Genomic DNA, 24,795 nt, shown 5'->3' with positions numbered 1-24,795 from the left:
GGCGGCGCGCCCAAGCTGTGTCAAGCGACACGCTTAGCTACGCGCCGAGCGTCAGCGACTGTGTGATTGTTGAATCGATCGACCGTCGCGCGATCCGGTTGTCGGGCGCCTCGACCCGGCACAGCATAGCGTCGGCCAGGCCGGCCATCCGCGGCTCAAGATCCGGTTCGACGGCTATCCCATACGAACCGAGCATAGCGATGTCGTCACGCAGCTCGGACAATGCGTTGACCATGTCGGGCGGATCCAGAAGGCCGACGTCCCCGACCGCAACGAACCCGGAATGCTGGATTAGGCGACGGCACTGGCTGCACCCCGTGATGGGGGGTATACCGGTATGTTCGGCTGTGAATACCGGCTGGCCGCAATAATGGATTTCGGATCGCACTGGCGCGGTCACTGCGCGGATGAACACACCCCAGCAGGGGCGGTCGCGCGCGCGGCGTATGTTCGCGAACACATAATAAAACGGAGATGAATATTGAATACCAAGGCAACGAAAAAAGAGACGATCGGGTTCGTCGGCGTCGGTCTCATGGGCCATGGCATTGCGGCGAACCTGCTGGCCGAGGGATACCCGCTGACGGCCATTGCGCATCGTAATCGCGCGCCGGTCGACGATCTGGTGGGCCAGGGCGCCCAGGAGGCCACATCGGTTGTGGGGCTGGCCGCGGCCTCGACGGTGGTGTTTCTCTGTCTCACGGATTCGGTCGCCGTCGAATCGGTAGTGAGCGAGATGGAATCGGCACTCAAGCCAGGCACCGTCATTGTCGATTGTTCGACATCCGATCCGGTCGTCACGATGCGACTGGTGGCTCGCCTGGCCGAACGCGACGTGGCTTATTGCGACGCGCCGCTGGGCGGCACGCCCGATCAGGCCGAAGCCGGCGAGTTGCAGGCGATCGTCGGCGCGGCACCCGATGTCTTCGAAAGACTTGAGCCAGTATTCGCGTGCTGGACCGCGCGCACGATCCATATCGGCGGCGTCGGCGACGGCCATCGCATGAAACTCATCAATAATTTCATTTCGCTAGGCTATGGCGCGCTCTATGCCGAGGCGCTGTCGGTGGCGCGCAAGGCCGGGCTTTCGATCGAGCAGTTCGATAGCGTAATCCGCGGCAGCCGTATGGATTGCGGGTTCTATCGGACTTTCATGGGTTACTCGCTCGAAGGCAATCGCGAAGCCCATAAATTCACGCTGACCAACGCCTATAAAGACATGCGTTATCTGGAAGCGATGGCCAATAACGGCGGCTGCACGACGCCGGTTTCCAGCGCGGTCAAGAACTCATTTGCAGCCGCCGTCGCGGGCGGCGGTGATGGGCCGGAAGATTACGTGCCGCATCTGACGGATTACGTGGCTCGAGCCAACGGCATAGCCGAATAGAGCGCGATCGCCGCGCCATTCCTCTTCTTGGGTCTTGCGGAAGGCGCGGTATTAACGACGCCGAGGCGGGGCCAAGCGAAGTTTGACGCCGTCGCCGGCTGGTCAAAGGAGGTTTGAGCGCCACGACGGTCACCGAAAAACAGTTGTGGCTCTGCCGAGCAGACGCCGCAACTTGCCGGAATGACCGGGAGCAATAGATATGCCGCCCGGCCTACGACCGAGCAATGTACCGGCGCTGTACTCGCGGAAATGCACCGGGGCCGGGATATCTGCTAATAGCCGATTTAATGGTGGGCCCGGTCAGATTCGAACTGACGACCAAGGGATTATGAGTCCCCTGCTCTAACCGCTGAGCTACAGGCCCCCAAATGAAAGCGCCGGGCGCGTTGCACGCCCGGCGCGGCACTATAGCGTGACGGCCGTGTAGCCGCCAAGCGTTCGGCGGGCCTACTCGTCGAGGAAGCTCTTGAGGAAGGTTGCGCGCGAGGGGTGGCGCAACTTACGCAGGGCTTTGGCCTCGATCTGGCGGATACGCTCACGCGTGACATCGAACTGCTTACCGACTTCCTCGAGGGTGTGATCGGTGTTCATGTCGATGCCGAAACGCATACGCAGAACCTTGGCCTCGCGCGGGGTGAGGCTGGCCAGGGTGTTGTGCGTGGCTTCGCGCAGCGATTCGCCCGAGGCGGAATCGTCCGGGGCGACCGCGTTGACGTCTTCGATGAAGTCGCCCAGATGCGAATCCTCGTCGTCGCCGATCGGCGTCTCCATGGAGATCGGTTCCTTGGCGATCTTGAGGACCTTGCGGACCTTCTCTTCCGGCATTTCCATCCGCTCGGCCAGTTCCTCGGGCGTGGGCTCGCGGCCCATTTCCTGGAGCATCTGGCGACTGATGCGGTTGAGCTTGTTGATGGTCTCGATCATGTGCACCGGAATACGGATGGTGCGCGCCTGGTCGGCGATCGAGCGGGTGATGGCCTGTCGGATCCACCACGTGGCGTAGGTCGAGAACTTGTAGCCGCGACGGTACTCGAACTTGTCGACCGCCTTCATCAGGCCGATGTTGCCTTCCTGGATCAGGTCCAGGAACTGCAGGCCACGGTTGGTGTATTTCTTCGCGATCGAGATCACGAGACGCAGGTTGGCCTCGACCATTTCCTTCTTGGCGCGGCGGGCCTTGGCCTCGCCAATCGACATCTTGCGGTTGATTTCCTTGATGTGATTGACGTCCAGCGCCGATTCCTGCTCGATCTCGCGCACGCGGTTCATGTGGCGCACGAGTTCCTCGCGCCGGCTGGCGATGGTGGAGGAATAACGACGCTTGGCGCGGATCAGTTTTTCCAGCCAGTCTTCATTGGTGATGTTGTCCGGCAGCTGGCGCACGAAATCGCGCCGCGGCATGCCGGCTTCGGTCACGCAGATGCGCAGCATGTCGCGCTCGGCGCTGCGGATGTCGATCATGGCGGTGCGCAGCTGCAACGTCAGGTCGTCGGCCGTCTTCGGCACGAGCTTGAAGCGCATGAAGTGCGTGGCCAGCGCCGACAGGGCGGCTTCGGTTTCCGCGTGCTCGCGGCCGTTAGCTTCCAGCGAGGCCACGGCGGCGTCGTGCAGGCGGCGCAGTTCGGCGAACTGGGCCTTGGCTTCTTCCGGGTCCGGGCCGTCGTTGGCGGGCGCCGAGCTTTCCTCGTCTTCGTCGTCCTCGCTGTCCGAATCGGCGGCTTCGGCGGTTTCTTCAGCGCCGCTGTCGACAGGGTCGCCCGTATCCGGGTCGACGAAGCCGACGAGCACGTCGGTTAGACGCTTGTCTTCGGCGAGCACCTGATCCCATAGCTCGATCAGACGTCCGGTGGTGGCCGGGAAATAGGCCAGCGCGAACATCATCTCCGACAGGCCTTCCTCGATCCGCTTGGCGATGCGAATCTCGCCTTCGCGGTCGAGCAATTCGACCGAGCCCATCTCGCGCATGTACATGCGCACCGGATCGGTCGTCCGGCCGAACTGGGGATCGAGCGCGGCGAGCGTGGCCGCGGCTTCCTCGGCGTCGTCGTCATCATCGTCGTTGACGGTGTTGCCGGCGATGACCAGATCGTCCTCATCCGGCGCCTGCTCGTGCACCGTGATGCCCATGTCACTGATCATGTTGACGATATCTTCGATCTGTTCGGGATCGACAATATCGTCCGGCAAGGTATCGTTGACCTCGGCGTAGGTCAGATACCCTTTCTGCTTGCCATGGGCGATCAGTAGCCGAAGCTGGGATTTCTTGTCTTTGCTCATGTGACTCGCTGCGTGTTGGGCTCGTGGGGCAAGGCGCACTCGGCGATAACCGACCATTATAGCATCGCGAGCGGGCCGAATCGATTCGATGCGGCTCGTGCGGCGTCAGGTCGGGGGCGGAGATCGACCTTGCAGTTGGCTCAAGACTTCCTTCAACTCCTTTGCGGCCGCTGCATCGAGCGGGCCACGTTCCTGTTGTGCGACCAGCGCGTTGTAGCGTTGGCGCAGCGTCGCGCGGGAGCGGCTGTGCTTCTGCAGCCGCGCGACCACGTCTGCGAATTCGCCCGCGCGATGTTCTGCGTCGCCGGGCGGGTCGGCCGCGGCCAATCGTTGCAGACGGTCGAAAAACCGGTATTCGCGATGATGTTCAAGCCATTGCGCAACGGATACGTTTGGGTTTCTTGCGAAAAAGTCAATCGCTTCGGCCAAAATTTGTGCGCCGGGGTTGTCATTGTCGCGCAGCCCGTCGGTACCGGCGATATGGCCGGCCAGGCTGGGATCGGCCAGCAACAGCATGAGGCCGCGGGTCACCGGCGGTAGTTCCGCGCTGTAGGTGCTTTTGTTCGATTCAGCGTCATTCTGGGCCGTGGCCGGCCGCGGCGCCGGTTGGTTCGCCGCATAGAGTTCGCGGATATCGTCCGGCGGCAGCCCCGACAGGCGGCTGATCTCGGCCACCATCTCAGCGCGAAAGGCATCCGGCGGCAGTGTATTGACCGGGGCGCGAGCACGTTCCACCAGCTGGGCGCGATCGTCGGGCGTCGCCAGATCGAGACCTTCAGTGAGCTCGCCGAGCAGGACTTCCGAGGCCGGGCGCGCGGACTCGATCGCTGCCGCCATCGCGTCGCGGCCGCCGTCGCCACGCACGAGGCTGTCCGGATCCTCGCCGTCGGGCAGGAATAGAAAACGCACGCGCCGGGCGCCGCGCATCACGCCGAGACTGTGTTCCATCGCTTTTCTTGCCGCCCGAACGCCGGCGGCATCTCCGTCGAAACAGAAAACCACTTCCTGGGTATGGCGAAACAGCGTGGTCAGATGCGATGCGGTGGTGGCCGTTCCCAGTGTGGCAACCGCATTGGGGAAGCCGTGCTGCGCCAGGGCGATGACGTCCATATAGCCCTCGACCACGAGCAGACGGTCGAGCTGGCGCATGGCCTGGCGTGCCTCGAACAGGCCGTACATGTGATCGGACTTGTGGAACAGCGGTGTCTCGGGCGAGTTCAGATACTTGGCGCTGTCGTCGCCGAGCGTGCGCCCGCCGAAGGCGATGGTGCGCCCGCGCGTATCGCGGATCGGAAACATGAGCCGGTTGCGGAAACGGTCGAAATAGCCGCCGGAATCGCGTTCGATCAGCAGGCCGGCCTGGGCGGCCGCCGCCTTGTTCGGCAGGCGGCGCGTGAGATCGTCCCAGGCATCGCGCGCGAAACCCAGGCCGTACAGCTTGGCCATTTCGCCGGATACACCACGATTCTTCAGATAGTCGATCACGCCCGGATCGCGCCGCAGGGCGGCCTGGTAGTGGCGGTCGGCCTGGCGCATCGCGTCGAGCAATGGCTCACGCGGCGGGCCGCTCGAACTCTGGGACGTCGCTTCTTCCGGAATGTCCAGACCGGCCGCATCGGCGAGGACGTCGACCGCGTCGCGGAATTCCAGGCGGTCGTATTCCATCAGGAAGCTGATCGCCGTGCCGTGGGCGCCGCAGCCGAAGCAGTGATAGAACTGCTTGGTGGGCGAGACCGTGAACGACGGTGTCTTCTCGTCGTGAAACGGGCAGCAGGCGGTGTATTCGCGACCGGCCTTCTTCAGCGACACTCGTTCATCGATCAGGGAGACGATGTCCGTGCGTTCGAGCAGCTGATCGATGAAGTGCTGGGGAATGCGCGCCATGGGGCCATTCTAAACGACGGGCGGAAGGCACGGCCCGCTGAGCGGGTTGAAAATCCGGGCCGGGCTGCAGGGCCCGGCCGGTTCTACTACTGCAGCTTGGCCTTGAGCCGCTGACTGACCACGGCCATGTCGGCCTGACCGGCCAACTCGCTTTTGAGCTGGCCCATCACCTTGCCCATGTCGCGCATGGATTCGGCGCCGGTATCCGCAATCGCGCGTGTCACGGCCGCATCGATTTCGGCTTCGGAGAGTTGAGCGGGCAGATAGTGCTCGAGTACCGAGATCTCGGCGGCCTCGGCATCGGCGAGCTCGTCGCGGCCGGCATCGCGATACTGCGACTCGGCGTCACGCCGCTGCTTGACCATCTTCTCGATCACGGCGAGTACGGCGGGATCGTCGAGCGTGCTGCCGTCGTCCAACTCGCGCTGCTTGATCGCCGCATTGACCATGCGGATGACCGCCAGACGCTCCTTGTCGCGGGCGCGCATGGCCGACTTCATGTCTTCGGACAGCTGATCCTTGATATTCACGTTCGCACTCTCCCATAGGTGTGTTGACGTTTCTTCGAGGCTGCCCGCGCCTGATCCGCGGCCGTTCCCCGGCGCGGATCGAGCCGGCGTGGACGGGCCGGGCCATGCCCATGTCTGCAGGGGCCGAGTCTACGGCCGGCTGGATCCCCGCTGGCTTCGACGAGCCCCGTACGCGCAAGTCGCGTCGGGTTTTCGGTCGGCCCGCCGGTAGCGTGCATCAATGCGCCGCGCGTGAGGCCGGACGACAGACTCGATCCGCAGACGAAACGTCGACACGCCTCGAATTCATAATGAAATACATACAAGAGGCCGACACAAAAACAGCGGCCCAGGGGCCGCTGCAATCATCGATTCAATCGATGGCCGCAATCGATTCGGGAATCGACGCGACGGCCAGAATCAATACTGGCGCGTAAAGCGCTGCTGCTCACGCTGCAAACGCTTGGCGTGGCGCTTGACGGCAGCCGCGCGCTTGCGCTTGCGAGTCTGGCAGGGCTTTTCGAAAAACTCGCGACGGCGTACTTCGGTCACGACGCCGGCTTTTTCGCAACTGCGCTTGAAACGACGCAGTGCGACTTCAAACGGCTCGTTCTCTTTGACGCGTACGCTAGGCATTGAGCATCACTCTCCGGGAAATCTGATGTACATCTTTTAAGCCGGTGACCCAAGCTGGAACGACCGGCTAGAATAGGGCGATGAATAATACGCCCGAGAGCGCCGCTTTGCAACGCCCTTCCATAATCCTCGGCATCGAGAGTTCCTGCGACGAATCCGCGGCTGCCATCTATGGTGAATCCGGCCTGATGGCGCATGCCCTGCACAGCCAAGTGGCGCTGCATGCGGACTACGGCGGCGTGGTGCCGGAGCTGGCCTCGCGTGATCATATCCGCAAGCTGCTGCCGTTGATCGAGCGCGTGCGCGCCGAAGCAGGCAACCCGGAGCTCACCGGCATCGCCTATACCCGTGGCCCGGGCTTGATGGGGGCACTGCTGGTCGGCGCATCGGTCGCGGCCGGGTTTGGCATGAGTCTGGATGTGCCGGTGCTGGGCGTGCATCACATGGAAGGTCATCTGCTGTCGCCGCTGCTGGAAGACGAGCCGCCGGCGTTTCCCTACGTGGCGCTGCTGGTCTCCGGCGGGCATACGCTGCTGGTGGCCGTCGAGGGCCTGGGACGTTACCGACTGCTCGGGCGCAGCGTCGACGATGCGGTCGGCGAGGCGTTCGACAAGACCGCCAAGATCCTGGATCTCGGCTATCCCGGCGGCCCGGCGCTCGCCGCGCTCGCAACTAGCGGTGACCCGGCCGCGCACGATTTCCCGCGGCCGATGCTGGCGCGCCCCGGGCTGGATTTTTCCTTCTCCGGGCTCAAGACCGCGGTGATGCTGGCGGTGAAGAACGGCGAGCGCTCGCCGCAGGCGGACGCGGACATCGCGGCGAGCTTTCAGCAGGCCGTCGTCGATACGCTGGTGGCCAAATGTGCGCGTGCGATCGAAGCCACCGGCATGCAGCGACTGGTCGTGGCCGGCGGCGTGGGTGCGAACCAGGCCCTGCGTGCGGCGCTGATCGAGCGCGGGGCGCGCGATGGTTTCTCGGTGTCCTTCCCGCGCCAGGCGTTTTGTACCGACAACGCGGCCATGATTGCGCTGACCGGCTATCTGCGCCGCAGCGAGTTCCGCCGCGGCATTGCGGGCGCCGAGGCCGTGGCGCGCTGGCCGCTCGACGAGCTGGCGCCGCCCATGGCCGAGGCGCCGACAGCGGATCGAACCGGGACCGCCTGACGCTTTTGATAAGCTGCGCGGCGCCGCACTGGGCTGGGAGCATTCGTGGACACTATTTTCATCGATCAACTGGCCATCGATACGGTCATCGGGCTGTACGACTGGGAGCGCCGCATCCGGCAACGGGTGATTCTCGATCTCGAGATGACTTTCGACATCCGCGAAGCGGCTGCCACCGACGACGTCGCCAAGACGCTCGACTACAAAGCCGTTGCCAAACGCGTGATCGCCTTCGTCGAGGCGAGCGAGTTCGATCTCGTCGAGACGCTCTCGGAAGGCATCGCCGCGCTGATTCTCGACGAGTTCCCGGTCGACCGCGTCACGCTTCGCCTCGACAAGCCGCATGCGCTGCGGGGCGCCAAGGGCGTGGGTATCCGCATCACGCGGGAGCGCAGTCAATGACCGAAGTCGTGATCGGCATGGGCTCCAATATCGATCCCGAGCGTAACGTCCGCGCCGCGCTCGATCGGCTGGCCCAGCGTTTCGGCACGCTCGACGTATCGCCGATCTATACCTGTCCCGCCGTGGGTTTCTCCGGCGCCGACTTCGTCAATCTGGTGGTGGCCTTCAACAGCGACGAACCGATTGAGTCCGTGCAGAACGGCCTGCGCGAGATCGAGGCCGCTGGCGGGCGAAATCGCGCAGCGCGCGACGGGTCGCGCACCCTGGATCTCGACATGCTGCTGTTTGGCGATGCGGTATTCGACAATGGCGATATTCGCGTGCCGCGCGCCGATATCCTCGACTATGCCTTCGTTTTGCGGCCACTGGCCGACATGTGGCCCGATGCGCGCCATCCGACCGACGGCCGGACCTATCGTGAGCTCTGGCACGCGTTCGATCGGCCCGGCCAGCCGCTGACCGAGATCTCGCTGGACTACTGACGGCCGAGCCGCCGTCCGCCGTCGACCGCGACCACCGCGCCGGTCTGATAGTCGTTGTCGAGCAGGGCGCGCACCGCGCAATAGATATTGTCCGGCGAGCCGGTGCGGCCGAGCGGCGTGGCGTCGAGCATCTGCTGTTGCTGCTGCGCGTCGACCCACTCTTCGAACGTGATCGGGCCCGGCTGGATGACGTTGACCTTCACATCGGGCGCGAGCCGCCGGGCGAAGGCGCTCGACAGATTCTGCAGGCCCGCCTTGGTCGCGCAATAGATGTCGTACTGCGGCGCCGGATTATCCGCGTAGATGTCGGTGATGTGCACGATGTCGCCCGGTCCGTGCGCCGCACGAACCCGCTCGCCCAGCCGGGTGTTGAGCAGATACGGCGCCCGCATGTGCACTTCGAAGAAGGTCTGGAATTGTTCGGCCGCATCGCGCGCATCGTCGTCGGTGGGCGAGAAGGCCGAGGCATTGTGGATCAATGCGCGAATGCGCGGCGCGTGCCGGGCGATGGCGTCGGCCACAGCGAGAATACTGTCGGTATCGGCGAAATCGCCTTGAACCAGCGCCGCGCCGCGTGCCGCGAGATCGTCGATCGCCTCGGTCGGCGTGCGGTACTGAGCGATCACCGCAAAGCCGTCGTCGAGAAAACGATGCGCCATATGGGCGCCGACGTTGCGGTTGGCGCCGGTGACGACGACGGGCGCGTCGTCCGGGGTTGGGTGGGTCATGAGATACGCGGCCGTGGATGAGCGTTCTGAAGTTTATAGGGCTTTGGCGATGGCCCGGATGCGCTCCTGCCGCAGGGCGCGCCCGATGGCCGGGCCTTCGAGGCCGCGCGTGGCCAGAGCCGCACCGTCGATCGCGGCCGCGGCGGCGCGCGCGGCCCGGATGCGTTCGGCCTGGGGATAGGCGCGATCCTCGTAGCCCAGCCGGCCGCGGACATCGGCCGCGCAGACCGCAATCAGATCCTCGAGCCGTTCGGGACGACGAAACGCGTCCATGGCTTCCAGAAGCTTGAGCACCGTGCCGGGCCGGAGTTCGTCGATACGATGCAGATGCGTATGCCAGCGGGTGATCAGCCGGGCGGTGTCGCGCAGACGCTTCGGCACGCCAAGGCGCGCGCTGGCGGCATCCGTGGGGGCCACGCCGCGTTCTTCGTGGCCGCGATGCCCGGGCAAAAATTGCTCGGGCGTGGTGGCCTTGCCGAAATCGTGGCAGATCGCCGCGTAACGGGCGGCCAGCCCGGCGTCGGCGCGGGCGGTCTGGGCGAGCACGAGCAGCGTATGCACGCCGCAGTCGATCTCCGGGTGGTAGTGCACCGGCTGCGGGACGCCGAACAGCGCATCCAGTTCCGGCAGTACGATAGCCAGTGCGCCGGTGGCTTGCAGCAGATAGAAAAACAGATGGGGCTCCGCGCTCAACAGGGCGCGCTCCATCTCGGCCCAGACCCGTTCGGGCACGAGATGATCGATCTCGCCGGCGGCGACCATGTTGCGCGCCAGCGCCAGGGTCTCATCCGCAACGGTGAAGCCCAGCGGGGCGAAGCGGGCGTAATAGCGCGCCAGCCGGAGCAGCCGGACCGGGTCTTCCACGAAGGCATCGGACACATGACGCAGTACGCGCGCTTCGAGATCGGCCCGGCCGCCGTAAGGGTCGACCAGCGTGCCGTCGTCGGCGCGCGCGATGGCGTTGATGGTCAGGTCACGCCGGGCGAGATCGGCCTCGAGCGTGACGTCGGCGCCGGTATGAAAAATGAAGCCGTGATAACCGCGTCCGGATTTGCGTTCGGTGCGCGCCAGCGCGTATTCCTCGCGGGTTTCCGGATGCAGAAAAACCGGGAAATCACGCCCGACCGGCGTATAGCCGGCGGCGGTCATGTCTTCCGGTGTGGCGCCGACCACGACCCAGTCGCGATCGGAGATCGCCAGCCCCAGCAGTTCATCGCGCAGTGCGCCGCCGACCAGATAACGTTGCATGGCCGGCAGGTCAGAACGTCGTCTGCGTATCGTCCGGATAGCTCGATTTCACGTCGTCGATGCGCTTGTCGAGCGGGACGACGGATTCGGACAGACGATGCTCGAAGACGGTCATGTGGGACATGGCGCGTTGCACGTAATGCCGGGTCTCCGTGTACGGGATGTTGGCGATCCAGATATCGGCCGGCATCTTGGCGTCGGGCAGCCACTGAACGATCTTGCGTGGCCCGGCGTTGTAGCTGGCCGTAGCCAGGGCGATGTTGCCCGACCAGTCGGCCATCATGTCGTGCAGATAACGCGCGCCGAAGCTGATGTTGGTGGCGGGATCGTTGAGGTCGTGCACCGAGGGCGCCGGCTGGCCCATGGCCCGGGCCAGATGGTCGGCCGTGCCCGGCATCAGCTGCATTAGCCCATGGGCGCCCACCGGCGAACGAACCGTCGGCTGGAACAGCGACTCGGTGCGCATGATGGCAAATACATAGGCCGGATCCAGGCCGTTGCGACTGGCGGCCTGGCGCACATCCGCCGCGAACGGCGTGGGATAGCGGATATCCAGATCGTCCCAGTAGTCGGCCTTGGCCAGCGTGGTGATCGCGCGCGCATACCACTGCCATTGGTAAGCCAGTTTGGCGGCCTGTGCCAGTTCGGCCGAATTCAGGTGCGCGATCAGGTTTTTCCACTCGAGATAGGCATAGCTGTTCATGCCGAGCTCGTGCAGCTCGTGCGCGCGCGCCAGAGCCGGATGTGCCTCGACCCGGGCCAGGGCGGCCGGGTTATTCGGTACCGGTTGTTCGTTGAAGCTGTAGCTCTGGCCGATCGCATCGGCCGCCAGATAGCCATGATACGAACGATGCGCGGCCAGCTGTGCGTAAATCGTCTGCGCCTGCGGCTTGTGCCCGGTCTGCGCCAGCGCGCGCGCTTTCCAGTACTGCCATTCTTCATCGCTGGCGGTTTTCGGCGGCAGGCTGTTAATGGCATCCAGCACCAGCGGCCAGCGCTGCTGATAGACGGCCGCTCGGATCTCCCAGCCGAGCGCGTGCTCGTCGCCCGCCATGCGCGAATGATCAATACGGGCGAACCACAGCAGCGCTTCCGGGCGATGATCCTCGGCATACAGCAGGGCGACATAGCGGCGCATCTGATAGCGCTCGTCGGCATCGAGCCCGAGCCGCGAAACCAGCGGTTTGATCAGGCCGGCGGCGGTATCGACGTCGCGTAGCGCCAGCCGCTTGAAGGCATAGACCGCGATGGCCGGATCGAGTCCGGCGGGTGCGTTGGCCAGATGCGACGGGGTCTCGGCCACGTCGAGCCAGCGATCGATGGTCGCGGTATCGGCGGTCGGCATCTGCCGGGCTAGATAACGGGCGAGGCCATACTGATCGTTGAGGATGGCAGCGTGTGCGCGCTTGCGGATGACGGGCGCGGTGAGCCGGCCGGTATTCTCCAGCCAGGCAAAGACCGTATCGCAGGCCGAGGGCTGGCTCTTGCCCACGGTATACAGGTCGATCGCGCGATTGACCGGTGTGCGGCCGAGCTCGATGGCGGCATGCACGGCCCGGCACTGGGCGGCCGTGCCGTCCGAATCGCGGGTTTGGTCGATCACTTGCTGCCACTCCCCGCGATCGGCCAGATTGGCGATCCAGGCATGACGCAGCCGCTGGGCGGGCGGCAGCTCGGGGTGCGCGGCGATGAAATTCGAAATACGCGTATCCAGCGCGCTGCCGGCGTTGGTCCGCAACTCGGCGCGCAGCTGGGCCGCTTCGAGATAGCTGTAGAGTGGATAGTTGCGCAGGTCGGCGACTTCGGCCGACTTGCTGGCCAGATTGCCATGGCGCGCGGCGGACAGCGCATCCAGGAATTCGCTGCGCGTGGCGTCGCTGGTGGCGGCGTGGGCGAGCCCGGCAAAAGCCAGGGCGGCGGCGATCGAGAGCGCGCGCATGACGGATCGGCTACGACGGATGACCGGGCGAGTGTACCGCATCAGAGCGCTGCCGCCGCCGGCCGTGCCGGCGACGATTCAGGAGGCGTCGAGGACGTTGTCGTCGGCGTGGCTGGCGACCGCGTCAGGTAGTAGCGTCACCCCGGCCGGGTCGCATTGCAGCACGGCTTCGCGCAGCGCGGTAATGGCCTTCGGTCGCGGGAAGCTGCGACGCCACGCGATGGCGATCTGGCGTGTTGGCGGCTCGCCAGCGAACGGGCGCGTTTCCAGCAGACGGGATTCGGCCGATAGGTTCGGAATGGAGGAGCGCGGCAAAACGGTCACACCGAGGCCGCTGGCCACCATGTGCCGGATTGTTTCGAGGCTGGAGCCGGAACGCGTGCGACTGGCCTCCTCGGATTCGCGACACTCCGAGCACAGCGCGAGAACCTGATCGCGAAAGCAATGGCCCGGGCCCAGTAGCAAAAGATTGTCGCGCGCCAGCTCGTCGGGCTCGATCGCATCCCGTTCGGCCCAGGGATGGTTCTGCGGCATGACGACCACGAACGATTCATCGTAAACCGGCCAGGTCGCCACGCCGGACACTTCATAGGGCATGGCGACAATGACGGCGTCGAGCTCGTTGTTGCGCAGCTGCTGGGTCAGGTTGCCGGTGAGGTTTTCCTCGATGATCAACGGCATCTCGGGCGTGGTTTCGCGCAGCCGCGGAATCAGATGCGGGAGCAGGTATGGGCCGACCGTATAGATCACGCCTAGACGCAACGGCCCCTTGAGCTCGTCGCGCCCCTGCTCGGCGACCGCTTCCAGCGCACTGACTTCGCCCAGCACGCGGTAGGCCTGCTCGATGATGCGTCGACCGATCGGCGTCACCCGGGCTTCGCCCCGGTTGCGCTCGAACACGGTGACGCCCAGTTCGCCCTCCAGCTTCTTGACCGCGACCGACAGCGTCGGCTGGCTGACGAACGCACGCTTGGCCGCGCGGCCGAAGTGGCGCTCCTTGTCGAGCGCGATCAGATACCGCAGTTCGGTGAGAGTTATATGCATCGCCTATCGAGCTTATAGTCTATTCCGCCGCCAGCCAATTACGCGGCGTCAGAAAGCGATCGGTCAGATCGGCTTCGGCCGAGTCAGGCTCGGGGTTGAAGCCGTATTGCCAGGCGGCCAGCGGCGGCATCGACATCAGGATCGACTCGGTGCGACCGCGCGATTGCAGGCCGAACAGCGTGCCGCGATCGTAAAGCAGGTTGAACTCGACGTAGCGGCCGCGTCGATAGAGCTGGAACGTGCGCTCGCGTTCGCCCCAGGCGTGATGCCGTCGTTTTTCCACGATCGGGGCGTAGGCGTCGACGAAGCCGTCGCCCACCGACTGCACGAACGCCAGCGAATCGGCGAAGCCCAGCTCGTCGAAATCGTCAAAGAACAGCCCGCCCACGCCGCGGGTCTCGCCGCGATGGGGCAGATAGAAATATTCGTCGCACCACTGTTTGAAGCGCGGATACAAATCGTTGCCGAACGGCGCGCAGGCGGCGTGCGCCGCTTCGTGCCAGGCGACGGCGTCGTCCTCGAAGGGGTAGTACGGCGTCAGGTCGAATCCGCCACCGAACCACCAGACCGGATCCTCGCCTTCTTTTTCCGCAACGAACAGGCGCACGTTGGCATGCGACGTGGGTACGTACGGATTACGAGGGTGGATCACCAGCGACACGCCGGAGGCGATGAACGATCGTCCAGCCAATTCCGGCCGACGCGCGGAAGCCGAGGCCGGCAGTTCGCTGCCGAGCACGCGGGAGAAATTCACCCCGGCGCGTTCGAACACCTCGCCATCGGCCAGCACGCGCGTGTCACCGCCGCCGCCTTCCTCCCGCGCCCAGGTATCGGCGTGGAAGCGCGCCTCGGGTTCGAAGGCCTCCAGGCGCTCGACGATGCGATTCTGTAGATCGCGGAAATAGGCGATGGCGGCATCGGGATCGGCGATGTCGCGCGTAGCGGATGATTCAGCCACGGATAACCTCGTTGGTGCAGGCGTCACGGATGGTGCTGGCACGCCCAGGCGTATCGAGCCGGCCGCCGAGAACCATATCGACACGGTCGCCGAAGCGGGCCCGCGCGCGCCAGGTCGAAGTAACCGGCGGACACCCGGTGACGTTGGCGCTGGTGGAGACGATCGGGCCACCGAATGCGTGACAAAGCGCGCGCGTCAGCCCGTGGGCGGTTTCGCGCAAGGCGATGGTCGGTTGGCCGCCGGTCAGCCACCGGGGCGCATCGGCGCGTGCCGGCAGCAGCCAGGTGACGGCACCGGGCCAGGCTTCGACGGCCCGCCGCCAGGCTGTATCGGCGGCCGGGTCGACCAGGGGTGCGAGCTGAGCCGCATCGGCCGCTACCACGATCAGCCCGCGCGACACATCGCGTTGTTTGGCCGCGAGTACCCGCCAGACGGCGTCTGCGTCGTAGGCATCGGCCGCCAACCCCCATACGCCTTCGGTGGCGTGCGCGACGATACCGCCGTCGGCGAGCGTACGAGCAGCGTGTCGTAGTCGGTGCGGCGAGACATGAATATCGAGCATGACCGAATCCCTGAAAAGAAAGCGTCCCCGGTGGGCCCCAGCCCGCGGTTCCAGAAACGTGCTGCAACATCGAGCGAGTCCGCGCTGGTTGGCCGCCGATGCCTAATGCATGACGGCGACCGGCAGCGTTACGAGTCCGGATCGTGCCACATCACGACACAGCGACTCGTCTCTACCGGACTCGCGCGCGGCGCTCGGGCGAAATCTCAACACGCCCAGTAAAAACGGCTACGAATTGTACGCCGGTTGACAGATTTCGGGGTGCGGATTCGAACGGGATAGTCACGCTGATCGTCGTGGCGGGCGTCAGCGGTCAACGCCGACGGGGCTGCCTCGCCATGGGACGGGCGCTGCAGCTTGCCCAGCGCCCGTCATGTCCGCGCCGGGTCGCGTTACGTCGAGGCCTGGCCGCCGGAGGATGAGTCGCCGCTGGTCTTGCTCTTCGCGGTGCTCTTCTTGCTCGACGCGCTCTTGGTCTTGGGCGAGGCGGATTTCTTGGTAGCGGTCTTGCCGTTGGCCGTCTTGCTCTTGGACGTCTTGGCTTTGGAGGTTTTCGCCTTGGACGCCGACGATTTGCTCGTCTTGGCGCTGCTCGAAGCCTTCTTGCTCGCGCTCGTCTTGGCGTTCTTGCGGCCGCGCTTCTTCTTTTCCGGCGCCTTGGCAATGATCTCCTGGCACTGTTCCAGAGTCAGCGACTCGGGCTCCATGTCCTTCGGCACGCTGGCGTTCTTCTTGCCGTCGGTGATGTACGGACCAAACGGGCCGTGCTGGACCTTGATGCCCTCGGCCTCGAAGTGCTTGATCAGCTTCTTCGCGTCGGCTTCCTTCTTTTCGGCGATGACTTCCAGCGCGCGCTCTTTCGAGATCGTGTACGGGTCGTCCTCCTTGAGCGAGGCGAATTTCTTGCCGTAGCGGACGTAAGGCCCGAAGCGGCCGATGTTGACCTGGATCTCCTCGCCCTCGGGCGTTTCACCCAGATCGCGCGGCAGGTTGAACAGATACAGCGCTTCGTCGAGCGTGATCTTGTCCATGTCCTGGCCCTTGCGCAGGCCGGCGAACTTGGGTTTTTCCTCGTCGTCCTTGGAGCCGATCTGCACGAACGGGCCATAGCGGCCAATGCGCACGATCACCGGCTTGCCGGTCTTGGGATCGGTGCCGAGTTCACGCGCCTGAGCCACTTCCTCGCGCGAGAGATCCTGCTTGGACTCGATCTGGTCGGAAAAACGCTCCCAGAATTCGGCCAGCAGCGGGCGCCAGTCCTGTTCGCCGCGGGAGACAGCATCCAGCCGGTCTTCCAGATTGGCGGTGAACTCGTAGTCGACGTAGCGGGTGAAGTGATCGGTCAGGAACTTGTTGACGATCTTGCCCAGCGGCGTCGGCATGAAGGCCTTGCCGTCCATCTCGACGTATTCGCGATCCTGCAGCGTGGAGATGATCGCCGCATAGGTCGACGGCCGGCCGATGTCGTATTCCTCGAGCGTCTTCACCAGCGCGGCCTCGGTAAAGCGCGGCGGCGGCTCGGTGAAGTGCTGGGTCGGCACGATTTCGGCCAGGTCGATGGTTTCGCCTTCTTCCAGCGCGGGCAAGCGTTTATCGTTGTCGTCCTCGGCCTTGTCGCCGTCGTCGCGGCCTTCCTTGTAGACCGACAGGAAGCCGGGCTCGCGCAGGGTGCGGCCGCTGGCGCGGAACAGATGCCGGTTGTCCTCGCCCGCGGCCAGATCGGCCGAGACCGTATCGAACAGCGCGTGCACCATCTGGCTGGCGACAGTGCGCTGCCAGACCAGCTCGTACAGCCGGAACTGGTCCGAGGTCAGATATTGCTTGATCTCGCTCGGGATACGCGCGCTCGCGGTCGGACGGATGGCCTCATGGGCCTCTTGGGCGTTCTTCGACTTGGTCTTGAACGTGCGCGGGCTGTCCGGGAGATTTTTGTCGCCGTAGCGATCGCCGATCATCTGGCGAATCTCGGTCAGCGCATCGTTGGCCAGATTCACCGAGTCGGTTCGCATGTAAGTGATCAGACCAGTTTCTTCACCGTCGCCGAGCTTCACGCCTTCGTACAGGCCCTGCGCGGTGCGCATGGTTCGCCGGGCGTTGAAGCCGAGCTTGCGCGCGGCTTCCTGCTGCAGCGTGGAGGTCGTGAACGGCGGCGACGGATTGCGCCGGCGCTGTTTCTTCTCGACCGTGGCCACGCGCAGCTTGCCCTGAGCGGCCGCCACGAGTTTTTCATAAGCGGCGTCGGCGCCGCCCTGGTCGTTGATGGTGAATTGTTCGATCTTCTCGCCGTCGAGCTGGGACAGGCGCGCGGAGAACGGGATGTCGTCCTTCTCGGCCTTGGCTTCGATGCGCCAGTATTCCTCGGGCACGAAGGCCTCGATCTCGGCATCGCGCTCGCAGATCAGGCGCAGCGCCGGGCTTTGCACGCGCCCGGCCGACAAGCCGCGCTGGACTTTCTTCCACAGCAGCGGCGAGAGATTGAACCCCACCAGATAATCCAGCGCGCGTCGGGCCTGCTGGGCGTTGACCAGATCGTCGGAAATCGTGCGTGGATGCTCAACGGCATGAGCCACGGCGCGCTTGGTGATCTCGTGAAAGACCACGCGAGCGACATGCTTGTTCTCGAGCAAGCCGCGGTCCTTGAGCAGCTCCAGCAGATGCCAGGCAATCGCTTCGCCTTCGCGGTCCGGGTCAGTCGCGAGCAGCAGCGTATCCGACTGCTTCAGCGACTTCGCGATCTTGTCGACCTGCTTGGCGTTGCGGTCGATGATGTCGTAGTGCATCGCGAAGTCGTTTTTCGTGTCGACCGCGCCTTCCTTCGGGATCAGATCGCGCACGTGGCCGTACGAAGCCAGGACCTGATAGTCCTTGCCCAGATACTTCTCGATGGTCCGGGCCTTGGCCGGGGACTCCACGATGACGAGATTTCGGCTCATCGACTCACACTTTGAAGGAATGAATATCGGGCCGGGCCCGCTGCGTGGCGAACCCTAGCACAGCCTTTGAAGCACGCGCGATGCGCCAGCGTCAAGATGGCCTGCCCGGGCGATGCGGCCCAGACAGGCGCTTTTCAAGAGCGCGGGATACAAGCCATGGCCTGCCAGAGAAGGCCTGGCAGCGATTCGACAGGGTGGGCAAGGTCAGCCCGCCCAGGAAAAATTCATTCAGGGGCGCGCTGCGCTTCGGCGATTGCGGGTCGTGGCACGTCGCCGCGCGGTCCCGTGTTTTTCACGCCCGGGTTTGTGGGCGCCAACGCGGCGCTCGCACAAAAACCTCAACAGACCCTAGTGGCTTGCGCCGGGCGCCTCCGCATGCAGCATCGCTTCCATGCGGGCTTGCGCGGTGTCGTGGCCGTCGGCGGAGGACAGCACCATCATTACGACCCATTTCACCTGTTCCAGCTCCGCGCCGTCGTATTCGTCGTCGACCAGCGCCATCAGGCGATCGATGACCAACTCGCGATTGGCGGCCGAGAGCACGCCGGCGCGTTCGAGCCGGGCGATATAGCCGCGGCATTCGGCGTCGAGCACATACAGCTCGGGGCCGGCATAAATGCGGATGCTGTCGTTCGAGGGCGGGGTGATCGGCGCGCGCCCTTCCGGCTGAGCCGCGCGCAGCCAGTCGAAGGCATCGTCGATCTCGTCGGGGAAGAATCCGGCATCGCCCAGATCCTGGCGGACGTCGCCGGTGGCGCCTACGTCCGTCAACGAAAAGTTCTCGAACAGATACAGCAGGACGTCCAGGACATTCTCGTTCATGGCACAGACTCTACCATGATGACCCCGAGCAGCGCGCGCGGCGCCGGGTCAGGCAGAGCGGATGTAGGCGCCGCCGGCCACGGCCTGCACGCGGCCTTCCAACTCCAGGATGAGCAACGTCGACGACACGGCATCGGCCTTCCAGCCAGTGCGCGCGACCAGGTCGTCGATACGTACCGGATCGTGGCCGATCGCGGTCAGCAATTCGTCGCTGTCGTCCTGGCCGGTCGACTCGGCGGCTGTCGACGTTTTCATGCCCGCTTCGATTCCAGTTGTCGGGCGACGACGATAGCCGCCGATCGAGCCCGCGATCTCCTCGAGGATATGGTCGGTGGTCTCGACCAGCTTGGCGCCTTCGCGGATAAGCTGGTGGCAGCCGCGCGCCAGCGGGTTGTGGATCGAGCCGGGCAGGGCAAAGACCTCGCGATTGGCGGCGCTGGCCATGCGCGCGGTGATCAGCGAACCAGAGGCCCGCGCGGCCTCGACCACCAGCGTAGCGGTGCACAGCCCCGCGATGACGCGGTTGCGACGGGGGAAATTGCCGCGTGCCGGGTGCGTACCCAGGCCGAACTCCGACAATAGTAGGCCGCGCTCGGCGATACGCTCGGCCAGTGCCTTGTTCGCGGCGGGGTAGACGCGATCGAGCCCGGTGCCGGTGACGGCGATGGTGAAGCCGTCGGCATCCAGCGCGCCTTCGTGAGCCGCGGCATCGATGCCGCGTGCCAGGCCGGAGACGACCACCAGCCCGGCCGCCGCGAGGGCGCGGCCGAACTCATGCGCGGCCTCGCGCCCGGCGTGCGTGGGATTGCGACTGCCGACGATGGCGATGGCCGGATAATCGAGCAGGTCGAGATCGCCGAGCGCATACAGCCAGGGCGGCGGCGGGTCGAGTTCAGCCAGCGCGGCCGGATACGACGCATCGTCAACGGTCAAAAAATGATGCCCGTCCTCGGCCAGCCAGGCCTCGGTCGCGGTCAGGCCGTCGCCGGGCGGTTCGGCCAGCGCACGCCGCGTCGGCGCGGACAGTCCGACCTCACGCCAGGCCGTATCGCTTCCAGCCAGGGCGGCCTCGACGCTGCCGAAACGCTCGATCAGGCGCGCGGCCAGCGTGGCCCCGATACCGGGGGTGGTTGCCAGTCGCAGCCAGGCCGCGCGATCGGTCATGTGGCGTCCGGCGAATGCACGACATCGTCGACGTGAATAGCGCGGGTTGCGTGCATCACCAGCGCAAAGCTGACTTTCTTGTCGACCTTGAACACCATCAGGTAGCCCGCCTCGACTTCCGGAAGTTTCACTTCTCCGCCGGCCACCGGGTCCGGCACGGTGCGGCCGGCTTTGTAGATATCGAGCACGTCGCCCCGACGCAGGCCGATGTTCCGGCCGCGATCGAGCGTGACCACATCGTATTGGCCGATCTCGCTGACACCGCCGTAAACCGAAATGATGTGGGCACTGAGCGGCTTGTCCGGGGCGTGGGGATAGAAGTCGTGCAGCAGGTCCGCGTCGGCTACCGGCAGCAGTCGGTCGCCGGGTCGGGCCTCGCGATATGACTTGTCGATGGTGGCGGTCGCGACATGTTTGCCGAACGACTGAACCGTCACGCGGCCGACGGGCACCGCCTTGCGGCCGAGTACCTCGTTGGTTCTGGCGTCGCGATACGGCCCTTCCGGATGCACCAGCTCGTAGCGATCGGGGCCGGACGGTTTCGCGCCACGAACATAGACCGTGGCCCCGTTGCCGGCGACCAGATGCTGGTCGTCGAACGAGACCACGTAGGGCGCGTTCTCGAGCGTATCTTCATCGACCAGGCGCGGGCTTTCCAGAAAATCGCGGATCGCCGAATACGGAATGACCGGGATGGCCTCCGACAGCGGCTCTTCGCGCACCTTGGGTTCCAGACGTACGGTCTCGTCGCGGGCGACGCGGGGTTGCCCATCCATGCCGCGTGTCAGCACGAGCACTTCGCCGGGGTAGATCCGGTGCGGGTTGGCGATGTCGGGGTTGGCATCCCAGAGTTGTGGCCAATACCACGGATCATCGAGGTACTTGCCGGCGATAGCCCATAGCGTATCGCCGCGCTTGACCACGTAGCGCAGCGGCGCATCGGCGCGCATATGGTTGGCCAGATCCGAGGTGTGCAAGTTCTGCGGCGCGGGGGCGGGCGTCGAGGGCAGGGGCGTGGTGGCGCGCGGGCCCGATGCGTCGGTGGCCGTCGTGTCGTGCGATGTCGGCGGCTGTCGGCCGGGTGTATGGGCACAGCCGGCCATCAGCACTGCCAGGCCGAGCCCGACGAGTCGTCTTCCCCCAATCCGCGTATGCCTCAAACCGTTATACTCCCCGGATTTCGATCGCCGGCCGCAGCTTTTCCGCCGCCGTCTGAACAATCGACGTCAACTGCCGACAGAATATGGCTATTCTCGAGATTTTGCATTTCCCGGACCCGCGGCTGCGTGAGGTCACCGAACCGATTACCGTGTTCGACGAGGCGCTGTCGCGTTTCATCGACGACATGTTCGACACCATGTACGACGCGCCGGGCGTCGGCCTTGCCTCGACCCAGGTGGGCGATACGCGGCGTGTGGCGGTCATGGACTGCTCCGAGGACAAGAGCGAACGCATCGTGATGTGCAATCCGCGCATCCTGTGGGCCGAAGAAGACGAAGTGGTCGACGAAGGCTGTCTTTCGGTGCCGGATCACTACGACCGCGTCACCCGCGCCACGCGCCTGCGCTTCGCCGCCCAGGACCGCGACGGCACGGAATACGAAATGGACGCCGAAGGCCTACTGGCGCAGTGCGTGCAGCATGAGCTCGCTCATCTCGACGGCGGGCTTTATATCGACAAGCTCTCGCGGCTCAAGCGCGAGCGCATCCGACGCAAGCTGGCCAAAGCCGCCAAGCGCGACAGCGCCAAGGCCGACTGACGCGATGCGCATTGTTTTTGCCGGCACCCCTGAATTCGCGCTGCCCACGCTGCAGGCCATCGCCGACAGCGGCCACGAGCTGGTGGGCGTGTTCACCCAGCCGGATCGCCCGGCCGGCCGCGGCCGCAAGCTCAAACCGTCGCCGGTCAAGGCCGCCGCACTCGATCTTGGGTTGCCGGTATTTCAACCGGAAAAGCTCAAGAAGAACGCCGAGGCGCTGGAGCAGCTCGCCGCGCTCGAGCCGGACGTGATGGTGGTGGTCGCCTACGGGCTGATCCTGCCGAAAGCTGTGCTCGAGCTGCCGACCTACGGCTGTTTGAACGTGCATGCATCGTTGCTGCCGCGCTGGCGCGGAGCGGCACCAATCGCCCGCGCGATCGAGGCCGGTGACGCCGAAACCGGCGTGACCATCATGCAGATGGATGTCGGCCTGGACACCGGCGACATGCTGGCCGTGCGTCGATGGCCGATCGACGAAACCACGACCGCCGGCGCGCTGCATGACGCACTGGCCGCGCAGGGCGGGGCCGCGCTGGTCGAGGTGCTGGATGCGCTACCCGACGGTCTCAAGCCCGAACCTCAGGACGACGCGAAGGCGACCTATGCCGCCATGCTCGACAAGGCCGAGGCTGCGGTGGATTGGTCGCAGCCGGCGATGCGTATCGCTCGGCTGGTGCGGGCTTTTTCGCCGTGGCCGGTGGTGCATGCCGAGCTCGACGGCGATCGCGTGCGCTTCTGGCAGGCCGTAAGCCGGAACACATCGGCAGCGGCTGAGCCCGGCACGGTGGTTGCGGCCGGGCGCGACGGCATCGATATCGCCACGGTCGACGGCATCCTGCGCGTCACTGAGCTGCAGCTGCCAGGCAAACGCCGCATGAGTGCGGCCGATGCGGCCAACGGGCGCGACTGGATCGGGACCCGTTTTGGCTGAGTCGGCGGGAACGGCAGCCCGGGTCCACGCCACGCGCGCGGTCGCCGCAGTGATCGATCAGGGACGCAGCCTGGACGCCGCTATGGCCGTCTGGCCGCGTGAGTTGTCGGGCGCCGATCGATCGCTGGCGCGGCTGCTGGCCTACGGCACGCTGCGGGATCATCGCCGGCTGGGGGCGCTGTTGGCGCCGAAGCTCAAAAAGAAACCGCAGCCGTTGCTGGATGCGTTGCTGCGCGTCGGGCTCTACCAGCTCGAGGCCACACGCGTGCCGCCGCACGCGGCCGTGCACGCGACCGTGGCCGCGACGCAGAAACTCAAACTCGCCAAGGCCCGCGGGATGGTCAACGCTGTATTGCGAGGCCATCAACGTGAGCCGGTGCGGCTGGACGATGCCAGCGACGCCGTGGCGCAGAGCTATCCCGACTGGCTGGCGACGATGATCGCCGAGGACTGGGGCGAATACGCGCCGGCGGTCCTCGCTGCCGGCAACGCGCGCGCGCCCATGCATACGCGCGTGAATCGCCGACGCGCGACGCCGGCGGCACTGCGCGAGCGCTGGGCCGAGGCCGGCGTGGCGGCGTCGCCGATCGAGCACTGCGCCGATGGTCTGACTCTGGACGAGCCGGTCGCCGCCGAACGTCTGCCCGGTTTCACCGAGGGTGAGGTCTCGATTCAGGATGGCGCGGCCCAGCTCGCCGCCGATCTGGTTGGGCCCGTCGACGGCCAGCGCGTGCTCGATGCCTGTGCCGCGCCCGGCAACAAGAGCGCCCATTTGCTGGAGCGGGCCGATATTGCATTGACTGCGCTCGACATCGATACCGAGCGCGTAGCAACGCTCGAATCGACGCTGGCAAGGCTGGGACTTACCGCAACGGTTCAGGTCGGTGACGCGGGCGCGCCGGATGCGTGGTGGGGCGGTGAACCGTTCGATCGTATTCTGCTCGATGCCCCCTGCAGCGGCACGGGCGTGATCCGGCGCCATCCCGACATCAAATGGCTACGGCGAGCCTCCGATATCGCCACGGCGGCCGCGCGTCAACGCGCACTGCTGGCCGCCCTCTGGCCGTTGCTCGCGCCCGGTGGCCGACTGGTTTATGCCACCTGTTCGATCCTGCGTGCCGAAGGTGTGGATGTGGTGGCCGATTTCCTGAGCGCGACCGCGGATGCCCGGGCCGTCCCGATCCTGGCTGAATGGGGACGCCCCGAAGCCGTCGGCCGGCGCATCGCACCGGGCGACCAGGGTTTCGACGGTTTTTATTACGCGGTACTGGAACATACCGGGTAACCTGCGTAACTCTACTGATTGGCAACGTTTCGGGTAGGCGCCATGGTCTGCCGGGTAATGCATTCGCATGCCCCAAGGAGCAACCCATGGCAGGCCAACTTAACGGCAAGAAGATTGCTTTTCTCGCGGCGGACGGTTTCGAACAGATCGAACTGACCCGTCCGCGTAAGGACATCACCGACGCCGGTGCCGAAGTACATCTGATTTCGCTGGAATCCGGCGAAATCCAGGGCATGAACGGCGATATCAACAAGGCGGACACTTTCAAGGTCGATAAGACGATCGACGAGGTTTCGGCCTCGGATTATCACGGTCTGGTACTGCCGGGCGGCGTGGTTAATCCCGACAATCTGCGCACGAACGACAAGGCGGTCGCCTTTGTTCGTGATTTCTTCGCCCAACACAAACCGGTGGCCGCGATCTGTCACGCCCCGATCGTGCTCATTGAAGCACGCGTGCTGGATGGCCGAACCGTCACCTCGTTCCCGTCGATCAAGACGGATCTGCAGAATGCGGGCGCGACCTGGGTCGACCAAGAAGTCGTTTGCGACGAAGCGCTGGTCACCAGCCGTACGCCGGATGATCTGGATGCCTTCTGCGCGAAGGCGATCGAGGAATTCGCCGAGGGTCGGCACGAAGACCAGACGGTCTGATATTAATCTTCCGATCGAGTGATCGATCG

At 65.2% G+C, this 24,795-nt stretch carries 23 protein-coding genes and 1 tRNA gene; 8 read left to right on the top strand and 16 right to left on the bottom strand.

Annotated elements, in window-relative coordinates:
- Positions 1 to 37: 37 nt before the first annotated feature.
- Positions 38 to 235, bottom strand: a complete 198-nt coding sequence (locus tag C41B8_RS20325) for a hypothetical protein (RefSeq protein WP_156962365.1) — start codon at positions 233 to 235, stop codon at positions 38 to 40.
- A 246-nt stretch (positions 236 to 481) separates the two neighbouring features.
- On the opposite strand from C41B8_RS20325, the gene C41B8_RS01350 reads away from it, so the two are divergent.
- Entirely contained in the window at positions 482 to 1,387 is a 906-nt protein-coding gene (locus tag C41B8_RS01350) for an NAD(P)-dependent oxidoreductase (protein ID WP_037332955.1), read from the top strand.
- 288 nt (positions 1,388 to 1,675) lie between these two features.
- Here the strand turns inward: C41B8_RS01350 and C41B8_RS01345 are convergent.
- From C41B8_RS01345 to rpsU, 5 genes are all read right to left on the bottom strand, one after another.
- Positions 1,676 to 1,751: transfer RNA gene (locus C41B8_RS01345), tRNA-Ile, on the bottom strand.
- 83 nt (positions 1,752 to 1,834) lie between these two features.
- Positions 1,835 to 3,721, bottom strand: coding sequence for an RNA polymerase sigma factor RpoD (rpoD, locus tag C41B8_RS01340; RefSeq protein WP_084188361.1), 1,887 nt, complete (start codon positions 3,719 to 3,721; stop codon positions 1,835 to 1,837).
- Between the two features lie 48 nt (positions 3,722 to 3,769).
- The gene (gene dnaG / locus C41B8_RS01335) at positions 3,770 to 5,548 is read right to left on the bottom strand and encodes a DNA primase (RefSeq protein ID WP_037332951.1); all 1,779 of its coding nucleotides are present in this window, start codon (positions 5,546 to 5,548) and stop codon (positions 3,770 to 3,772) included.
- Positions 5,549 to 5,634: 86 nt separating this feature from the next.
- A complete protein-coding gene (locus C41B8_RS01330) occupies positions 5,635 to 6,078 on the bottom strand; it encodes a GatB/YqeY domain-containing protein (protein ID WP_037332949.1) in 444 nt (147 codons plus the stop codon).
- A gap of 399 nt (positions 6,079 to 6,477) precedes the next feature.
- Positions 6,478 to 6,693, bottom strand: coding sequence for a 30S ribosomal protein S21 (gene rpsU, locus C41B8_RS01325; RefSeq protein ID WP_037332947.1), 216 nt, complete (start codon positions 6,691 to 6,693; stop codon positions 6,478 to 6,480).
- 80 nt (positions 6,694 to 6,773) lie between these two features.
- Here rpsU and tsaD point away from each other — a divergent pair, with 80 nt between their 5' ends.
- From tsaD to folK, 3 genes are read left to right on the top strand one after another with little or no spacing between them, the layout of a single operon-like run.
- Entirely contained in the window at positions 6,774 to 7,856 is a 1,083-nt protein-coding gene (tsaD, locus tag C41B8_RS01320) for a tRNA (adenosine(37)-N6)-threonylcarbamoyltransferase complex transferase subunit TsaD (protein WP_051882650.1), read from the top strand.
- A 45-nt stretch (positions 7,857 to 7,901) separates the two neighbouring features.
- The gene (gene folB / locus C41B8_RS01315) at positions 7,902 to 8,258 is read left to right on the top strand and encodes a dihydroneopterin aldolase (RefSeq protein ID WP_037332945.1); all 357 of its coding nucleotides are present in this window, start codon (positions 7,902 to 7,904) and stop codon (positions 8,256 to 8,258) included.
- On the top strand, positions 8,255 to 8,740 hold the full coding sequence (gene folK / locus C41B8_RS01310) for a 2-amino-4-hydroxy-6-hydroxymethyldihydropteridine diphosphokinase (RefSeq protein WP_037332943.1): 486 nt from the start codon (positions 8,255 to 8,257) through the stop codon (positions 8,738 to 8,740). Before folB ends, folK begins: the two co-directional genes overlap by 4 nt.
- On the opposite strand, the gene C41B8_RS01305 is transcribed toward folK, so the two are convergent.
- From C41B8_RS01305 to C41B8_RS01260, 10 genes are all read right to left on the bottom strand, one after another.
- Entirely contained in the window at positions 8,734 to 9,468 is a 735-nt protein-coding gene (locus C41B8_RS01305; RefSeq protein ID WP_037332941.1) for an SDR family oxidoreductase, read from the bottom strand. The two genes, folK and C41B8_RS01305, sit on opposite strands and share 7 nt — an antisense overlap.
- Before the next feature lie 33 nt (positions 9,469 to 9,501).
- Positions 9,502 to 10,716, bottom strand: coding sequence for a multifunctional CCA addition/repair protein (locus tag C41B8_RS01300; RefSeq protein WP_037332939.1), 1,215 nt, complete (start codon positions 10,714 to 10,716; stop codon positions 9,502 to 9,504).
- Positions 10,717 to 10,726: 10 nt separating this feature from the next.
- On the bottom strand, positions 10,727 to 12,655 hold the full coding sequence (locus C41B8_RS01295; protein ID WP_156962364.1) for a transglycosylase SLT domain-containing protein: 1,929 nt from the start codon (positions 12,653 to 12,655) through the stop codon (positions 10,727 to 10,729).
- A gap of 78 nt (positions 12,656 to 12,733) precedes the next feature.
- A complete protein-coding gene (locus C41B8_RS01290; RefSeq protein WP_037333167.1) occupies positions 12,734 to 13,693 on the bottom strand; it encodes a hydrogen peroxide-inducible genes activator in 960 nt (319 codons plus the stop codon).
- A 25-nt stretch (positions 13,694 to 13,718) separates the two neighbouring features.
- Positions 13,719 to 14,630, bottom strand: coding sequence for an oxygen-dependent coproporphyrinogen oxidase (gene hemF / locus C41B8_RS01285; protein WP_037333165.1), 912 nt, complete (start codon positions 14,628 to 14,630; stop codon positions 13,719 to 13,721).
- Between the two features lie 19 nt (positions 14,631 to 14,649).
- The gene (locus C41B8_RS01280) at positions 14,650 to 15,219 is read right to left on the bottom strand and encodes an L-threonylcarbamoyladenylate synthase (protein ID WP_037332936.1); all 570 of its coding nucleotides are present in this window, start codon (positions 15,217 to 15,219) and stop codon (positions 14,650 to 14,652) included.
- Between the two features lie 392 nt (positions 15,220 to 15,611).
- The gene (locus tag C41B8_RS01275) at positions 15,612 to 18,152 is read right to left on the bottom strand and encodes a DNA topoisomerase I (RefSeq protein WP_037332935.1); all 2,541 of its coding nucleotides are present in this window, start codon (positions 18,150 to 18,152) and stop codon (positions 15,612 to 15,614) included.
- 348 nt (positions 18,153 to 18,500) lie between these two features.
- Positions 18,501 to 18,974: a Smg family protein gene (locus tag C41B8_RS01270; protein WP_037332933.1), complete on the bottom strand. Its 474-nt coding sequence runs from the start codon at positions 18,972 to 18,974 to the stop codon at positions 18,501 to 18,503.
- A gap of 48 nt (positions 18,975 to 19,022) precedes the next feature.
- Entirely contained in the window at positions 19,023 to 20,138 is a 1,116-nt protein-coding gene (dprA, locus tag C41B8_RS01265; RefSeq protein ID WP_037332931.1) for a DNA-processing protein DprA, read from the bottom strand.
- Entirely contained in the window at positions 20,135 to 21,298 is a 1,164-nt protein-coding gene (locus C41B8_RS01260) for a LysM peptidoglycan-binding domain-containing protein (protein WP_156962363.1), read from the bottom strand. The genes dprA and C41B8_RS01260 overlap by 4 nt, the downstream gene beginning before the upstream one ends.
- An 83-nt stretch (positions 21,299 to 21,381) precedes the next feature.
- On the opposite strand from C41B8_RS01260, the gene def reads away from it, so the two are divergent.
- From def to C41B8_RS01240, 4 genes are all read left to right on the top strand, one after another.
- On the top strand, positions 21,382 to 21,897 hold the full coding sequence (def, locus tag C41B8_RS01255; RefSeq protein WP_037332929.1) for a peptide deformylase: 516 nt from the start codon (positions 21,382 to 21,384) through the stop codon (positions 21,895 to 21,897).
- Between the two features lie 4 nt (positions 21,898 to 21,901).
- The gene (fmt, locus tag C41B8_RS01250) at positions 21,902 to 22,828 is read left to right on the top strand and encodes a methionyl-tRNA formyltransferase (RefSeq protein WP_037332928.1); all 927 of its coding nucleotides are present in this window, start codon (positions 21,902 to 21,904) and stop codon (positions 22,826 to 22,828) included.
- Positions 22,821 to 24,113, top strand: coding sequence for a 16S rRNA (cytosine(967)-C(5))-methyltransferase RsmB (gene rsmB, locus C41B8_RS01245; protein ID WP_037332926.1), 1,293 nt, complete (start codon positions 22,821 to 22,823; stop codon positions 24,111 to 24,113). The genes fmt and rsmB overlap by 8 nt, the downstream gene beginning before the upstream one ends.
- 86 nt (positions 24,114 to 24,199) lie before the next feature.
- The gene (locus C41B8_RS01240; RefSeq protein ID WP_037332925.1) at positions 24,200 to 24,766 is read left to right on the top strand and encodes a type 1 glutamine amidotransferase domain-containing protein; all 567 of its coding nucleotides are present in this window, start codon (positions 24,200 to 24,202) and stop codon (positions 24,764 to 24,766) included.
- The last annotated feature ends 29 nt before the right edge of the window (positions 24,767 to 24,795 follow it).

The sequence above is a fragment of the Salinisphaera hydrothermalis C41B8 genome (genome assembly GCF_000732535.1).
Taxonomy (GTDB): Bacteria; Pseudomonadota; Gammaproteobacteria; order Nevskiales; family Salinisphaeraceae; genus Salinisphaera; species Salinisphaera hydrothermalis.
The sequence above is the reverse complement of the archived record's forward strand: the minus strand, read 5'-3'. Positions and strand labels throughout refer to the sequence as shown.

Excerpts from the sequence above, each read along its gene's own strand:
- C41B8_RS20325 (WP_156962365.1), bottom strand. The coding sequence starts at position 235 with ATGGTCAACGCATTGTCCGAGCTGCGTGACGACATCGCTATGCTCGGT.
- rpoD (WP_084188361.1), bottom strand. The coding sequence starts at position 3,721 with ATGGTCGGTTATCGCCGAGTGCGCCTTGCCCCACGAGCCCAACACGCA.
- dnaG (WP_037332951.1), bottom strand. The coding sequence starts at position 5,548 with ATGGCGCGCATTCCCCAGCACTTCATCGATCAGCTGCTCGAACGCACG.
- rpsU (WP_037332947.1), bottom strand. The coding sequence starts at position 6,693 with ATGCCTAGCGTACGCGTCAAAGAGAACGAGCCGTTTGAAGTCGCACTG.
- tsaD (WP_051882650.1), top strand. The coding sequence starts at position 6,774 with ATGAATAATACGCCCGAGAGCGCCGCTTTGCAACGCCCTTCCATAATC.
- folK (WP_037332943.1), top strand. The coding sequence starts at position 8,255 with ATGACCGAAGTCGTGATCGGCATGGGCTCCAATATCGATCCCGAGCGT.
- C41B8_RS01305 (WP_037332941.1), bottom strand. The coding sequence starts at position 9,468 with ATGACCCACCCAACCCCGGACGACGCGCCCGTCGTCGTCACCGGCGCC.
- C41B8_RS01300 (WP_037332939.1), bottom strand. The coding sequence starts at position 10,716 with ATGCAACGTTATCTGGTCGGCGGCGCACTGCGCGATGAACTGCTGGGG.
- C41B8_RS01295 (WP_156962364.1), bottom strand. The coding sequence starts at position 12,655 with ATGCGCGCGCTCTCGATCGCCGCCGCCCTGGCTTTTGCCGGGCTCGCC.
- C41B8_RS01280 (WP_037332936.1), bottom strand. The coding sequence starts at position 15,219 with ATGCTCGATATTCATGTCTCGCCGCACCGACTACGACACGCTGCTCGT.
- C41B8_RS01275 (WP_037332935.1), bottom strand. The coding sequence starts at position 18,152 with ATGAGCCGAAATCTCGTCATCGTGGAGTCCCCGGCCAAGGCCCGGACC.
- C41B8_RS01270 (WP_037332933.1), bottom strand. The coding sequence starts at position 18,974 with ATGAACGAGAATGTCCTGGACGTCCTGCTGTATCTGTTCGAGAACTTT.
- dprA (WP_037332931.1), bottom strand. The coding sequence starts at position 20,138 with ATGACCGATCGCGCGGCCTGGCTGCGACTGGCAACCACCCCCGGTATC.
- def (WP_037332929.1), top strand. The coding sequence starts at position 21,382 with ATGGCTATTCTCGAGATTTTGCATTTCCCGGACCCGCGGCTGCGTGAG.
- fmt (WP_037332928.1), top strand. The coding sequence starts at position 21,902 with ATGCGCATTGTTTTTGCCGGCACCCCTGAATTCGCGCTGCCCACGCTG.
- C41B8_RS01240 (WP_037332925.1), top strand. The coding sequence starts at position 24,200 with ATGGCAGGCCAACTTAACGGCAAGAAGATTGCTTTTCTCGCGGCGGAC.